Genomic DNA, 12,772 nt, shown 5'->3' with positions numbered 1-12,772 from the left:
CCTATCTTGCAAGCCGCGGCCCTTGGCAGTGGGTCAATCCGACGATCCGGCCGTGGAGCACCGCGTTGGTTTCGAGCGCTGACGTCAGGGTATGGACACGGATCGGCTACCGGTGCTCGTGGTGGCTTTTCCGCCGCGCGAGTTAGCCGTAGCCTGATGTGAAGCGGATCACGACCAGCTGGAGGTCCTTGATGCGGATTGCAGACGTGTTGCGAAACAAGGGCGCGGCGGTGGTGACCATCAACCCCGAGGCGACCGTGAAAGAGCTGCTCGCGGGCCTCGCCGAGCAGAACATCGGCGCAATGGTGGTGGTCGGCGACGAGGGTGTCGTCGGCATTGTCTCCGAGCGCGACGTCGTGCGCCAACTGCACACCCATGGCGCCAGCGTGCTGTCGCGCCCGATCTCCAAGATCATGACCACCACCGTCGCCACCTGCACGAAAGCCGACACGGTGGACTCCCTCAGCGTGCTGATGACCAAGAACCGGGTGCGCCACGTGCCGGTGCTCGACGGCAAGAAGCTGATCGGGATCGTCAGCATCGGCGACGTGGTGAAGACCCGCATGGAAGAACTCGAGGCCGAGCAGCAGCAGCTGCAGTCCTACATCACGCAGGGCTAGCTCGGCGCGGCTGACCGCAGCTTTTCGCCGAGCGTGCACTCAGCGCGAAAATCCTGCCATCTTCTCGCAGTGGTTACACGCTGGGCGCGGGTCAGCTCCAGGAGTAGTCGGCGCGCAACCGCTCGGCCACCAGCTCGAAGATCTCCCGTTCCAGGATCGCGCCCTCGCGGCGGATGCTCTCCTCAGGCACGTCGAGCACGCGATCCAACCGGACCCAGCTCGGCCTGCCCTCGTAATCCCAAGCGCCGGAACCGATCCCGATCCAGTCCCGGTCCTCGGCGTGGTGCTCCTGGCTGGACACCATCAGCCCGAGCAGGACTCGGCGGTCACGACCGACCACCAGCACGGGCCTGTCTTTGCCGCGGGTGGGGTCGTCCTCGTAGACCACCCAGGTCCAGACGATCTCGCCGGGATCGGCTCGGCCGTCGAGGTCGGGGGCATACACCAGCTTGCGGGCCCGCTGGGCGGTGGGGAAGCTCGTGCTCGTCACCGGGCGCCCCGCGGTGACCGCGGGCGGCTGCGGTGCGGCCGCGGCGATGACGTTCGCGGTGATCCTGACGGCCTGCTGCAGCTCCCGCAGCACGGTCTGCGAGTTCTGCACGTGCCGGGCCAGCCGCGGCGCCCGATCGAAGACCAGGTTCTCGGCAAAGCGCTGGAACGTCTTCCACTGGGATTTGCGGGCAGACGCCATATTCGCAGCATAGACGCGGGCGCGCGGGCGCGATTGTGTCCAAGTAGGTCTCGGCCGCCCCGCCTAGATACCCTGGACATACCAACTGAGCCGGCGCTCAAGCCCGCCTCAAGCATGTGCAGACCAGGAGATTCCCATCAGCAGTTTCGCCGACAAGACCTTCACCGCGCCGGCGCAGATTCGGAACTTCTGCATCATCGCCCACATCGATCACGGCAAGTCCACGCTGGCGGACCGGATGCTTCAGCTCACCGGCGTCGTCGACGAGCGGTCCATGCGCGCGCAATACCTGGACCGGATGGACATCGAGCGCGAGCGCGGGATCACCATCAAGGCGCAGAACGTGCGGCTGCCCTGGAAGGTCGGCGATGAAGAGTACGTCCTGCACCTGATCGACACCCCCGGCCACGTCGACTTCACCTACGAGGTGTCGCGGGCGCTGGAGGCCTGTGAGGGCGCGGTGCTGCTGGTCGACGCCGCCCAGGGCATCGAGGCGCAGACGCTGGCCAACCTGTACCTGGCGCTGGACCGCGACCTGCACATCATCCCGGTGCTCAACAAGATCGACCTGCCTGCGGCCGACCCCGAGCGCTACGCCGCCGAACTCGCCCACATCGTCGGCTGCGAACCCGGCGACGTGCTGCGGGTGTCCGGCAAAACCGGGGAGGGCGTCGCCGACCTGCTCGACCACGTCGTGCGCGAGGTGCCCCCTCCGCAAGGCGACGCCGATGCGCCCACCCGCGCAATGATCTTCGACTCCGTCTACGACATCTACCGCGGCGTGGTGACCTACGTCCGGGTCATGGACGGCAAGATCGTCCCGCGCGAGCGCATCCTGATGATGTCCACCGGCGCCACCCACGAGCTGCTCGAGGTGGGCATCGTCTCGCCCGAGCCCAAGCCCAGCGAGGGGTTGGGGGTGGGCGAGGTGGGTTACCTGATCACCGGGGTGAAGGACGTTCGCCAATCCAAGGTCGGCGACACGGTGACGACGGCTCGCCACGGCGCCACCGAGGCGCTGACGGGCTACCGCGAACCCAAGCCGATGGTCTACTCGGGCCTGTATCCCGTCGACGGCTCCGATTACCCGGTGCTGCGCGACGCCCTGGACAGGCTGCAGCTCAACGACGCGGCCCTGACCTACGAGCCGGAAACGTCGGTGGCGCTGGGCTTCGGCTTCCGGTGCGGTTTCTTGGGACTGCTGCACATGGAGATCACCCGCGAACGCCTGGAGCGCGAGTTCGACCTGGATCTGATCTCGACCTCGCCGAACGTCGTCTACCGGGTGATCAAGGAAGACGACACCGAGATCGTGGTGACCAACCCGTCGGACTGGCCCGAGGGCAAGGTCCGCACGGTCTACGAGCCCGTCGTCAAGACCACCATCATCGCGCCCAGCGAGTTCATCGGCACCATCATGGAGCTGTGTCAGTCCCGCCGCGGCGAGCTGGGCGGCATGGACTACCTGTCGCCCGAGCGGGTCGAGTTGCGCTACACCATGCCGCTCGGCGAGATCATCTTCGACTTCTTCGACTCGCTGAAGTCGCGCACCCGCGGCTACGCCAGCCTGGACTATGAGGAGGCCGGCGAGCAGGAGGCCCAGCTGGTCAAGGTCGACATCCTGCTGCAGGGCGAGGCTGTCGACGCGTTCAGCGCGATCGTGCACAAAGACTCGGCGTTCGCCTACGGCAACAAGATGACCACCAAGCTCAAAGAGCTCATTCCGCGCCAGCAGTTCGAGGTGCCGGTGCAGGCGGCCATCGGATCGAAAATCATTGCGCGCGAGAATATTCGGGCGATCCGCAAGGACGTGCTATCCAAGTGCTACGGCGGGGACATCACCCGCAAACGCAAACTGCTGGAAAAGCAGAAGGAAGGCAAGAAGCGGATGAAGACCATCGGGCGGGTGGACGTGCCCCAGGAGGCCTTCGTCGCGGCGCTGTCCACCGACGCCGCGGGAGACAAGGGCAAGAAGTAGCAGTGATACTGGCGCGGGTCCGTGGTGTGGTCGGTATCTGCCTGCTGGCCGTCGCGCTGACCGCCGGGTGCACCGTCGCCGGCACCCCGCGGCCGGCACCGGGTCTGAAGCCCCACCCGGTCATCGGGCAACCCGTCAAGAAGGTGCTCCTCGACGACCGTGAGCTGTCGAAGCTGCTCGGCCAGTCCTTCGGATCCAAAGCCGAACTTCCAGCGCGGTTCGGCGGTCCCGAGGTGCTGCCGCCGGCCTTCGGGGCGGTCTCGCCCGCCAACTGCGTCGGTGTCACCTCGATGATGGTGAAGGACGCCTACCGGTCCGGCGACGTCAAGAATGCGGCGCGGGAGACGTGGTGGAACCAGCGCGGGCCGGCGAAGGTGATCAGTGTCGCCGAGGGCGTGGTTGCGCTGTCCAGCGCCGCCGGGGCCGCCGCGCTGTTCCAACAGTTTGCGCAGCAGTGGCGCGACTGCGACGGCACGACCGTGACCATCGGGCGCCCCAGCATCATCACCGACCGCCCCGCGGTCGTCTTCTCGGACACCATCTCCGAGGTGCGGGTCTCGGATTCGGTTCTGGCCGCGACCCTTTCGATCGACACCCAGTTGCCCGGTTTGCCGTCCAGCGGACCCAGGCCCGAGGCGCGCGCCATCGGTGTGCGGGGGAACTGTCTCGTTGAGGTCGAGGTGGCGTTCTTCAATTCGACGAGCCCGTCGGACGAGGGCTCCGGCGACGCGCACCGCAGCGCCATCGACATCGCGCACGCGATGATGGATAAGGTCAGCGACCTGAGCTGAGTCGGGTCGCGCTGATGGCGGCGACCCGCTTCGCCCGGCCTGGCGGCCGCGCTCGCGATCGCCGCCGCGCTGATGGCGGCGACCCGCTTCGCCCGGCCTGGCGGCCGCGCTCGCGATCGCCGCCGCGCTGATGGCGGCGACCCGCTTCGCCCGGCCTGGCGGCCGCGCTCGCGATCGCCGCCGCGCTGATGGCGGCGACCCGCTTCGCCCGGCCTAGCGGCCGCGCTCGCGATCGCCGCCGCGCTGATGGCGGCGACCCGCTTCGCCCGGCCTAGCGGCCGCGCTCGCGATCGCCGCCGCGTTGATGGCGGCGACCCGCTTCGCCCGGCCTAGCGGCCGCGCTCGCGATCGCCGCTCCTACATCGGCGCGTTGGCGGGCTGGAACATCCCGGAGCCGTCGGCCTCCTCCTCGGCGCGAATCACGTGCACCACCGCGTTGATCAGCGCCAGGTGGGTGAACGCCTGCGGGAAATTGCCCAGGTGCCGGCCGGTCCGTGGCTCGATCTCCTCGGCGTAGAGGTGCAGCGGGCTGGCGTAGGCGAGCAGCCGCTCGCACAGCCGCTTGGCGCGCGCCACCTCGCCGATCTCCACCAGCGCCGACACCAGCCAGAACGAGCAGATCGTGAACGTGCCTTCCTCGCCGGACAGCCCGTCGTCGGTCTCCTCCACGCGGTAGCGCAGCACCAGACCTTCCGAGGTGAGTTCGTTGGCGATGGCCAGCACAGTGTTGCGCACCCGCGGGTCGTCCGGCGGCAGGAACCGGGTCAACACCACCAGCAGCAGCGACGCGTCCAGCGCGTCGCTGCCATAGCGCTGGGTGAACACCCCGCGGGAATCCACGCCGTGTTGCAGGATGTCGTCCTTGATCTCCTCGGCGATGGCCCGCCACTGCTGGGCGTAGCTCTTCTCGCCCTGCCGCTCGGCCAGCTTCGCCCCGCGGTCGAGCGCCACCCAGCACATCACCTTCGACGAGGTGAAGTGCTGCGGTTCGCCGCGGACCTCCCAGATGCCCCGGTCGGGCTCGCGCCAGTGCTTGATGGCCTCTTCCACCTGCTTCTTGAGCACCGGCCAAAGGCTCTCCGGAATCTGCTCGCGGGATTTGCAGTGCAGGTAGAACGAGTCGAGGATCGAGCCCCAGATGTCGTGCTGCACCTGGTCGTAGGCGCCGTTGCCGATCCGCACCGGCCGCGCGTGGTCATAACCGGACAGGTGGTGCAGCTCCTCTTCGACCAGGCTGCGTTCGCCGCCGACGCCGTACATCACCTGCAGCGGGTGGCGTTCGTTGCTGTTGGCGCCGGAGACGTCGGCGATGAACGCGAAGAAGTCGTCCGCCTCGCGGTCCAGTCCGAGCGTGTAGAGCCCCCACAACGCGAACGTGGAGTCGCGCACCCAGGCGTAGCGGTAGTCCCAGTTGCGTTCGCCATGCGGCGTTTCCGGCAGCGACGTGGTGCTGGCCGCCAGCAACGCGCCGGTGGGTGAGTACGTCAGCCCCTTCAGGGTGAGCGCACTGCGCTGCAGGTAGGCGCGCCACGGGTGATCGGGGAAGTTGCCGATGTTGATCCACTGCCGCCAGCATTCGGTGGTCTGCCACATCCTCTCGGCGGCCTCTTCGTAGGTCTGCGGCGCCGGGTGCTTGGTCCAGCTCAGGGCGACGAACACGTCGTCGCCCTCCTTCATTCGGGTGCGCGCCCGCGCCTCGCGTCCCTCCAGCCCGATCCGCAGGTTGCTGGTGAGCCGCAGCGTCGGGTGGGCGTCGGGCTGCTTGGTAGCCCGCGCGATCGCCTCGCCGTACGCGTTGGCCGAGTATTCCCAGTTGGCGCCGACGCGGTGGTAGTCGAAAGCGGGCTCGCAGCTCATCATCAGCTCGACGGTGCCGCTGACGCAGCGCACCGTGCGCAACAGGATGTGTTCGGCGTCCCAGTCCATCGGGGTGCGCCGGTGGGTCCGCGACCGGCGCTCGATGTCGTGCCACGGCCCCATTACCAGGGCGTCGCGCACGATCAGCCACCCGGTGTGGGTTTGCCACGTGGTCTCCATGATCAGGCTGCCGGGCAGGTAGCGGCGGGCCGAGGGCACCGAGACGCCGTAGGGGCCGAGCCGGAAATGGCCGGCGCTGCGGTCCAGGATTGCGCCGAAGACGCTGGCCGAGTCCGGCCGCGGGACGCACAGCCATTCGACGGACCCGGCGGGGGAGATCAGGCACGTCGTCTCCCAGTCCGACAGGAACGCGTAATCGGCGATCGGCGGAAACGGGTTCCGCAGTGCCCCGCTGGAGGCCAGTGGCGCTGGCGCGCTGAAGTCGATGGGCGACGGCAGGGCCGCCGAGGCCGCCTGGAACGCTTCATCCGGCATGGCGTCGGCGGGCTGCTCATCGGGCTGGGCGTGCAGGACCATCCCGACATCATCATCTGTTGAGCGGCCCGGCGTCCATTCTTTCGCCGACGTGGCGTTCAGCCGCGGCGCCTGGCAAATCTCGGGGCGTGCTCCGGCAGCGGGCCGACCGCGACGAGGTAGCCGACGAGCCGCCGCAGGGCCGTGGAACGGCCCGCCAGCCGCACGCCGAGCGGCGCTCGGTGCTCCTGTCCGCCTACCGCGGCGGCGATCACCTTGGCGTGGATCAGTCGTTGTGCGGCCTGCAGCCCCACCGTGGGAAGCCAGCGTCGCGCCTGTACCCGGGCCAGCCGCCAGGTGGGCACCCGCCCCGCGCCCAGCGGGCCGGCCAGGATGCGGGCGGCCGCCACCGCGTCGGCCACCGCGAGGTTGATGCCGATCCCACCCACCGGCGACATCGCGTGCGCGGAGTCGCCGATGAACAGGACGCCGTCGGCATACCAACGGGAAAGCCGATTAAGTTGCACGTCAAGCAGTTTCACGTCATCGAACGTTGTCAGCGTCGCCACGCGGTCACCGAGCCAGGGCACCATGCCGACCAGCGCCCGGTGCAGCGCTTCGATGCCCTGAGACCGCAACTGGGCGTCGGTTCCCTTCGGGATGATGTAGGCGATCTGGTAGTAGTCGCCGCGATCGACCACGATGACCGCGTGCCCGGCCCGCAGCACGCCGCCCAGCCCCCGAGGATCGCCGGGATGGCGGGGCAAGCGGAACCACCACACGTCCATGGGCGCGCCGAAGCTGTGCGGTGTGAGGCCGACCGCCGCACGCACGGTGGAAGACCGGCCGTCGCAGGCCACGGTCAGCTCGGCCCGCATTTCTTTGATCTCGCCCGTGGGGTCGCGGTAGGTGACGCCGACGACGCGGTCGGCGTCCCGGATCACGCCGACCACCTCGGTGCTGCGCAGCAGCCGAAAGCTCGGCTCTGCCTCGGCGGCGGTGGCTACCAGTTCCAGGAAGTCCCATTGCGGCACCAGGGCGATGTGCTTGTGCGCGCCCGGAAGGCGGGTCAGGTCGAGTGCCACCGGGTGGTTCTGTATCTCCATCTGGACGGTGTCGATAAGGCGATGCGGAATCTGCGCGAACTGTGCGCCCAACCCCAGCTCGTCGAGCAGTCGCAGGGTGCTCGCATGCACGGTGTCGCCGCGAAAGTCACGCAGGAAGTCGGCGTGCTTTTCCATCACCGTGACGTCAACGCCGGCGCGGGCCAGCAGCAGGCCCAGCACCATGCCCGCCGGTCCGCCGCCGGCGATCAGGCACGCGGTCGCCTCCGACGCGGGGAACGGGGGAGGCATGCGCCGATCTTGGCACATTGGTTTTCCGCCGCAGGCCCGAATAGGGTGAGCCCGTGACCGCGTTCCTGAATTGGTGGGACGGCAACGAGCTGTGGCTTTCCGGGCTCGCTTTCGTACTCCAGGCCATGGTGGTGATGCCGGTCGTGCTGGTGGTGGCCGCCGTCACGGCGGGGTTGCTCGACGGCCTACTCGGCAAGAGCATCGCCCTGATGCGCCGTGTCCGCCACGCCGGTGGGGCGCCCGGGTAACGCGCATGCCCCGGTCACACGTGACGCTGATTCTGGTCTCGCTCGTGGTGCTCGTGCTCGTCGCGTGGTGGGTAACGCACTGAACACCCGGGGTGCCGCTCAGCCCGGCGCGCGGTGGCGGGCCTGCCGATTCCTGTTAGGCTTCCCGCCATGCATTCGACATTCGGTGTCGTGGGGCGCCATGTCCTCGTGCACTGTTGTCGCTGACTGCCACGCCCGTGCGCGGTCTGGTTTGGGGTTCGTGAGGTCTCCCGTCGTTCAAGGCGCCTTTCCGCAGCATCGGGACCGATATCTGTAAGTCCCCATACCGGAAGGCCCGAATGCTCAACGACATCGCTGGTGCGCCGCGCTGGCGGCCGGGGGTCGCGCTCGCCCTGGTCGCCGCCGTCATCGCGGGGTGTAGTGGCGGGCCCAGCGACGTCGTGGGCGGAAGCGGCCCGAGCAACGCACACACGAGCATCACCCTCGTCGCCTATTCGGTCCCGGAACCCGGCTGGAGCAAGGTGATTCCGGCGTTCAATGCCGCCGAGGAGGGCAAGGGCGTGCAGGTGATCACCTCTTACGGTGCCTCCGGCGACCAATCGCGCGGGGTCGTCGATGGCAAGCCGGCCGACGTCGTGAACTTCTCGGTCGAACCCGACATCACCCGGTTGGTGAAGGCCGGCAAGGTCTCCAAAGACTGGAATACCGACGCCACCAAGGGGATTCCTTTCGGTTCGGTGGTGAGTTTGGTGGTGCGTAAGGGCAATCCGAAGAACATCAGGGACTGGGATGACCTGCTGAGGCCGGGAGTGGAGGTGATCACGCCCAGTCCGCTGAGCTCGGGGTCGGCCAAGTGGAACCTGCTGGCCCCGTACGCGGTCAAGAGCGAGGGCGGCGGCAACCCTCAGGCCGGCGTTGACTTCATCAGCAAGTTGGTGCACGAGCACGTCAAATTGCGTCCGGGATCGGGCAGGGAAGCGACCGACGTTTTCGTCCAGGGCAGCGGGGACGTGTTGATCAGTTACGAGAACGAGGCGATCGCCACCGAGCGCGCAGGCAAACCAGTCGAGCACATCAATCCACCGCAGACGTTCAAGATCGACAACCCGGTGGCGGTGGTTACCACCAGCGCGCACCTGGACGCCGCCGTCGCCTTCAAGAACTTCCAGTACACGGCCGCTGCGCAGAAGGTATGGGCGCAGGCCGGCTTTCGGCCCGTCGATCCGGCCGTCGCCGCCGATTTCCGTGACCAGTTCCCGGCGCCGGCGAAGCTGTGGACGATCGCCGACCTCGGCGGTTGGGCGGCGGTGGACCCGCAGCTGTTCGACAAGACCACCGGCAGCATCACCAAGATCTACACGCGGGCGACCGGATGACGGCCGCGATCACGCCCGACCCCCAGGCAGTCAGGCCCGAACTGGGCCAACCCTCCGGTGACGCCGAGCACCCCCCGGCGACGATGCGGGCCTCCGGGGGCACCACGTCGCTGCGGGTGGGCGTCGCGACGCTGTGGCTTTCGGTGATCGTGCTGCTGCCTTTGGCCGCCATCGCCGGGCAGGCCGCCGGCGGTGGGTGGCACGCCTTCCGGTTGGCGGTCACCTCGAACGCGGCGTTGGAGTCGTTCCGGGTGACGCTGACCATCTCCGCCGGGGTCACATTGGTCAACCTGGTTTTCGGCCTGGTGATCGCCTGGGTGCTGGTGCGGGACAACTTCGTCGGCAAGCGGCTCGTGGATGCGATCATCGATCTGCCCTTCGCGCTGCCCACCATCGTCGCCAGCCTGGTGATGCTGGCCCTCTACGGCAACAACAGCCCGGTACGTCTTCATCTGCAGCACACGGCGTGGGGCGTGGCGGTGGCGTTGGCCTTCGTCACGCTGCCCTTCGTGGTGCGTGCGGTGCAGCCGGTGCTGCTGGAGATCGATCGGGAGACCGAGGAGGCGGCGGCGTCGTTGGGTGCCAGCGGGCCAAAGGTTTTCACCTCGGTCGTGTTGCCGTCGTTGACGCCGGCCTTGTTGTCCGGTGCGGGCCTGGCCTTTTCGCGAGCGATCGGTGAGTTCGGGTCGGTGGTCCTGATCGGCGGCGCGGTACCCGGCAAGACGGAGGTCTCATCGCAGTGGATACGGACCCTGATCGAGAACGACGACCGCACCGGTGCCGCCGCGATATCGATTGTGTTGCTGTCGATCTCGTTCGTCGTGCTTTTCATCCTGCGGATCGTGGGTGGGCGCGCGGCCAAGCGAGAGGAGCTGGCCCCGTGACACCATCGCGCAGGGTTCGTTACCTGATCCGGTTCGTCGCACTGGCGTACATTTTCGTGCTGCTCGTCGTCCCGATAGCCCTGATCTTGTGGCGGACATTCCGGCCCGGCGTCGGCCAGTTTTTCGACTGGGTAAGCACGCCCGCGGCGGTGTCGGCGCTGAACCTGACGTTGCTGGTCGTCGCCATCGTGGTGCCACTGAACGTGCTTTTCGGCATCCCTACCGCATTGGTACTGGCCCGCAACCGCTTTCGCGGCAAGGGCTTTCTGCAGGCGGTCATCGATCTGCCCTTCGCGGTGTCGCCCGTCATCGTGGGCGTCGCCCTGATCCTGCTGTGGGGATCGGCCGGTGCGTTCGGCTTCGTTGAAAACGACCTTGGGTTCAAGGTCATTTTCGGGCTGCCCGGCATCGTGCTCGCCAGCGTCTTCGTCACGCTGCCGTTCGTGGTGCGCGAGGTGGAACCCGTTCTGCACGAATTGGGCACCGACCAGGAAGAGGCCGCCGCCACCCTGGGATCGGGCTGGTGGCAGACGTTTTGGCGGATCACCCTGCCATCCATCCGGTGGGGCTTGACCTACGGCATCGTGCTGACCGTCGCCCGCACCCTCGGCGAATACGGTGCGGTACTCATCGTGTCGTCGAACCTGCCGGGCAAGTCCCAAACCCTGACGCTGCTCGTCTCGGATCGGTATAACCGCGGGGCCGAGTACGGCGCCTATGCGTTGTCGACGCTGTTGATGGGCGTCGCGGTGCTGGTCCTGGTCTTCCAGGTGGTTCTGGACCTTCGCCGGGCGCGAGCGGCCAGATAGGCTTGACATGGAGACTCGTAGATGACCGACAAGGACAGCCGGCCCGTCGACCACGCCATTGTCGTGCGGAACGCCTACAAACGCTATGGCGAATTCGTGGCATTGGACAACGTCGACTTCGTCGTGCCCTCCGGTTCGCTTACGGCACTGCTGGGTCCCAGCGGCTCGGGCAAGTCCACCCTGTTGCGCGCCATTGCCGGGCTCGACCAACCCGACAGCGGGACGATCACGATCAACGGTCTGGACGTGACGCGGATTCCGCCGCAGCGACGGGGCATCGGGTTCGTGTTCCAGCACTATGCCGCCTTCAAGCACATGACCGTTCGTGACAACGTGGCGTACGGGCTGAAGATCCGCAAGCGGCCCAAAGCAGAGGTCAAGGCCAAGGTCGACAATCTGTTGGAAGTTGTGGGGCTGAGCGGGTTTCAGAACCGCTACCCCAATCAGCTGTCCGGTGGTCAGCGACAGCGGATGGCGCTCGCGCGGGCGCTGGCGGTCGACCCGCAGGTGTTGCTGCTCGACGAGCCGTTCGGCGCGCTGGACGCCAAGGTGCGTGAGGATCTGCGCGCGTGGCTGCGCCGCCTGCATGATGAGGTGCACGTCACGACAGTCCTGGTTACCCACGACCAGTCGGAGGCACTGGACGTCGCCGACCGGATCGCGGTTCTCAACCAGGGCCGCATCGAGCAGGTCGGATCCCCGACCGAGGTCTATGACGCCCCGGCGACCGCGTTCGTGATGTCCTTCCTGGGAGCGGTTTCCACGCTGAACGGCAATCTGGTTCGCCCGCATGACATCCGCGTCGGCCGCAACCCCGAGATGGCCATCGCGGGTGGGGATGGCACCGCGGAGTCGATCGGGGTGGTGCGCGCCACCGTCGACCGCGTGGTCGTGCTGGGTTTCGAGGTGCGGGTTGAGCTGACCAGCGCCGCCACCGGCGGTGCCTTCACCGCCCAGATCACCCGCGGGGACGCCGAGGCCCTGGCTCTCCGCGAGGGCGACACCGTCTACGTGCGCGCCACCCGTGTCCCGTCCCTTCCCAGCGATCATGTCGCCCTTCGCGGCGGGGAAGCCGGCAGTGCCGGCCAAGGTCGCATTCACGCTGAGGCCGGCTCGGCGGGGACGTCCCCGGGATGATCAAACGTGTCGCGCGCATCGCCTGTTTGTCGTCGCCGCGCCACGCGCTGCGGCCCCGGTAGCGCATCAGAGCGCCCAAATTCTCAGGAGTTCTTACGGCTCCGGCAATGTTGGCTAGCTGCGGACTTGTGGCACCCTCACGTCCATGCTGGTAGACACTGTCAACGACACCATCGACCACTATCGGACCAGCCGCCCGCGCGTGGGGCAAACGTTGAAGAGTCCGGCCAAAGAGCCCGGATTGCTCTTCATGGCGGTCGGCCTGGTGGCATACGGGATCTGTCTTGTCAGCTTCGCCCAACGCCAAGTCGAGGCGGGTGTCACCGCCGCCCTGATTTCGTTGGTGGCGATGGTGGCGGGCGGGGCCTGGTTGTGGAAAGAAGCACGGCGAGTCCGAAAACTCGAAAACGACTACAACGCCAAGAAGGCCATCGAGTCGGTCGAAGCGAGTGCTTCCGCCGCGCAGGTCGTAGACCTGAACCAACGGGAGCTCGCGAACCACTAGCCCTTCGCTCGTCGACATCGAGGTTCATCGACGCCGGACCGCGACTGGTGGCCGCCCTTCGTCGC

Annotated in this window: 12 protein-coding genes; 9 read left to right on the top strand and 3 right to left on the bottom strand. The window is 67.6% G+C overall.

Annotated features, from left to right (window positions below; all coding sequences use genetic code 11):
- Positions 1–191: 191 nt before the first annotated feature.
- Positions 192–620: a CBS domain-containing protein gene (locus tag KXD96_RS20400; protein WP_040622910.1), complete on the top strand. Its 429-nt coding sequence runs from the start codon at positions 192–194 to the stop codon at positions 618–620.
- 91 nt (positions 621–711) lie between these two features.
- Here KXD96_RS20400 and KXD96_RS20395 read toward each other — a convergent pair whose 3' ends face one another.
- Positions 712–1,311 carry a type II toxin-antitoxin system PemK/MazF family toxin gene (locus KXD96_RS20395; protein WP_260739252.1) on the bottom strand — a complete coding sequence of 200 codons (600 nt, stop codon included), beginning with the start codon at positions 1,309–1,311 and terminating at the stop codon, positions 712–714.
- Between the two features lie 67 nt (positions 1,312–1,378).
- On the opposite strand from KXD96_RS20395, the gene lepA reads away from it, so the two are divergent.
- Both lepA and KXD96_RS20385 read left to right on the top strand, forming a co-directional pair.
- Positions 1,379–3,289, top strand: coding sequence for a translation elongation factor 4 (gene lepA / locus KXD96_RS20390; RefSeq protein ID WP_260745470.1), 1,911 nt, complete (start codon positions 1,379–1,381; stop codon positions 3,287–3,289).
- Between the two features lie 2 nt (positions 3,290–3,291).
- Positions 3,292–4,080 (top strand): sensor domain-containing protein, encoded by a 789-nt coding sequence (locus tag KXD96_RS20385; RefSeq protein WP_260739250.1) that lies wholly within the window; start codon positions 3,292–3,294, stop codon positions 4,078–4,080.
- Between the two features lie 357 nt (positions 4,081–4,437).
- Here the strand turns inward: KXD96_RS20385 and KXD96_RS20380 are convergent, their stop codons facing one another.
- Positions 4,438–6,474 (bottom strand): glycoside hydrolase family 15 protein, encoded by a 2,037-nt coding sequence (locus tag KXD96_RS20380; RefSeq protein WP_260739248.1) that lies wholly within the window; start codon positions 6,472–6,474, stop codon positions 4,438–4,440.
- Positions 6,475–6,530: 56 nt separating this feature from the next.
- On the bottom strand, positions 6,531–7,766 hold the full coding sequence (locus KXD96_RS20375; RefSeq protein WP_260739246.1) for an FAD-dependent oxidoreductase: 1,236 nt from the start codon (positions 7,764–7,766) through the stop codon (positions 6,531–6,533).
- Between the two features lie 53 nt (positions 7,767–7,819).
- On the opposite strand from KXD96_RS20375, the gene KXD96_RS20370 reads away from it, so the two are divergent.
- From KXD96_RS20370 to KXD96_RS20345, 6 genes are all read left to right on the top strand, one after another.
- Positions 7,820–8,014, top strand: a complete 195-nt coding sequence (locus KXD96_RS20370) for a hypothetical protein (RefSeq protein ID WP_260739243.1) — start codon at positions 7,820–7,822, stop codon at positions 8,012–8,014.
- Between the two features lie 320 nt (positions 8,015–8,334).
- Positions 8,335–9,372: a sulfate ABC transporter substrate-binding protein gene (locus tag KXD96_RS20365; RefSeq protein ID WP_260739241.1), complete on the top strand. Its 1,038-nt coding sequence runs from the start codon at positions 8,335–8,337 to the stop codon at positions 9,370–9,372.
- A gap of 83 nt (positions 9,373–9,455) precedes the next feature.
- Positions 9,456–10,256 (top strand): sulfate ABC transporter permease subunit CysT, encoded by an 801-nt coding sequence (gene cysT, locus KXD96_RS20360; RefSeq protein WP_260745469.1) that lies wholly within the window; start codon positions 9,456–9,458, stop codon positions 10,254–10,256.
- On the top strand, positions 10,253–11,065 hold the full coding sequence (gene cysW, locus KXD96_RS20355; RefSeq protein ID WP_260739239.1) for a sulfate ABC transporter permease subunit CysW: 813 nt from the start codon (positions 10,253–10,255) through the stop codon (positions 11,063–11,065). Before cysT ends, cysW begins: the two co-directional genes overlap by 4 nt.
- A gap of 21 nt (positions 11,066–11,086) precedes the next feature.
- Positions 11,087–12,202 carry a sulfate/molybdate ABC transporter ATP-binding protein gene (locus KXD96_RS20350; protein WP_260739238.1) on the top strand — a complete coding sequence of 372 codons (1,116 nt, stop codon included), beginning with the start codon at positions 11,087–11,089 and terminating at the stop codon, positions 12,200–12,202.
- A gap of 145 nt (positions 12,203–12,347) precedes the next feature.
- Positions 12,348–12,707, top strand: a complete 360-nt coding sequence (locus tag KXD96_RS20345; RefSeq protein WP_260739236.1) for a UsfY protein — start codon at positions 12,348–12,350, stop codon at positions 12,705–12,707.
- Positions 12,708–12,772: the final 65 nt, after the last annotated feature.

The organism is Mycobacterium sp. SMC-2 (assembly GCF_025263485.1).
Taxonomy (GTDB): Bacteria; Actinomycetota; Actinomycetes; order Mycobacteriales; family Mycobacteriaceae; genus Mycobacterium.
Note: the sequence above shows the minus strand (reverse complement) of the source record. Positions and strands in the feature narration are given on the sequence as shown.

Excerpts from the sequence above, each read along its gene's own strand:
- KXD96_RS20380 (WP_260739248.1), bottom strand. The coding sequence starts at position 6,474 with ATGGTCCTGCACGCCCAGCCCGATGAGCAGCCCGCCGACGCCATGCCG.
- cysT (WP_260745469.1), top strand. The coding sequence starts at position 9,456 with ATGCGGGCCTCCGGGGGCACCACGTCGCTGCGGGTGGGCGTCGCGACG.
- KXD96_RS20345 (WP_260739236.1), top strand. The coding sequence starts at position 12,348 with ATGCTGGTAGACACTGTCAACGACACCATCGACCACTATCGGACCAGC.
- KXD96_RS20395 (WP_260739252.1), bottom strand. The coding sequence starts at position 1,311 with ATGGCGTCTGCCCGCAAATCCCAGTGGAAGACGTTCCAGCGCTTTGCC.
- KXD96_RS20400 (WP_040622910.1), top strand. The coding sequence starts at position 192 with ATGCGGATTGCAGACGTGTTGCGAAACAAGGGCGCGGCGGTGGTGACC.
- KXD96_RS20375 (WP_260739246.1), bottom strand. The coding sequence starts at position 7,766 with ATGCCTCCCCCGTTCCCCGCGTCGGAGGCGACCGCGTGCCTGATCGCC.
- KXD96_RS20350 (WP_260739238.1), top strand. The coding sequence starts at position 11,087 with ATGACCGACAAGGACAGCCGGCCCGTCGACCACGCCATTGTCGTGCGG.
- KXD96_RS20365 (WP_260739241.1), top strand. The coding sequence starts at position 8,335 with ATGCTCAACGACATCGCTGGTGCGCCGCGCTGGCGGCCGGGGGTCGCG.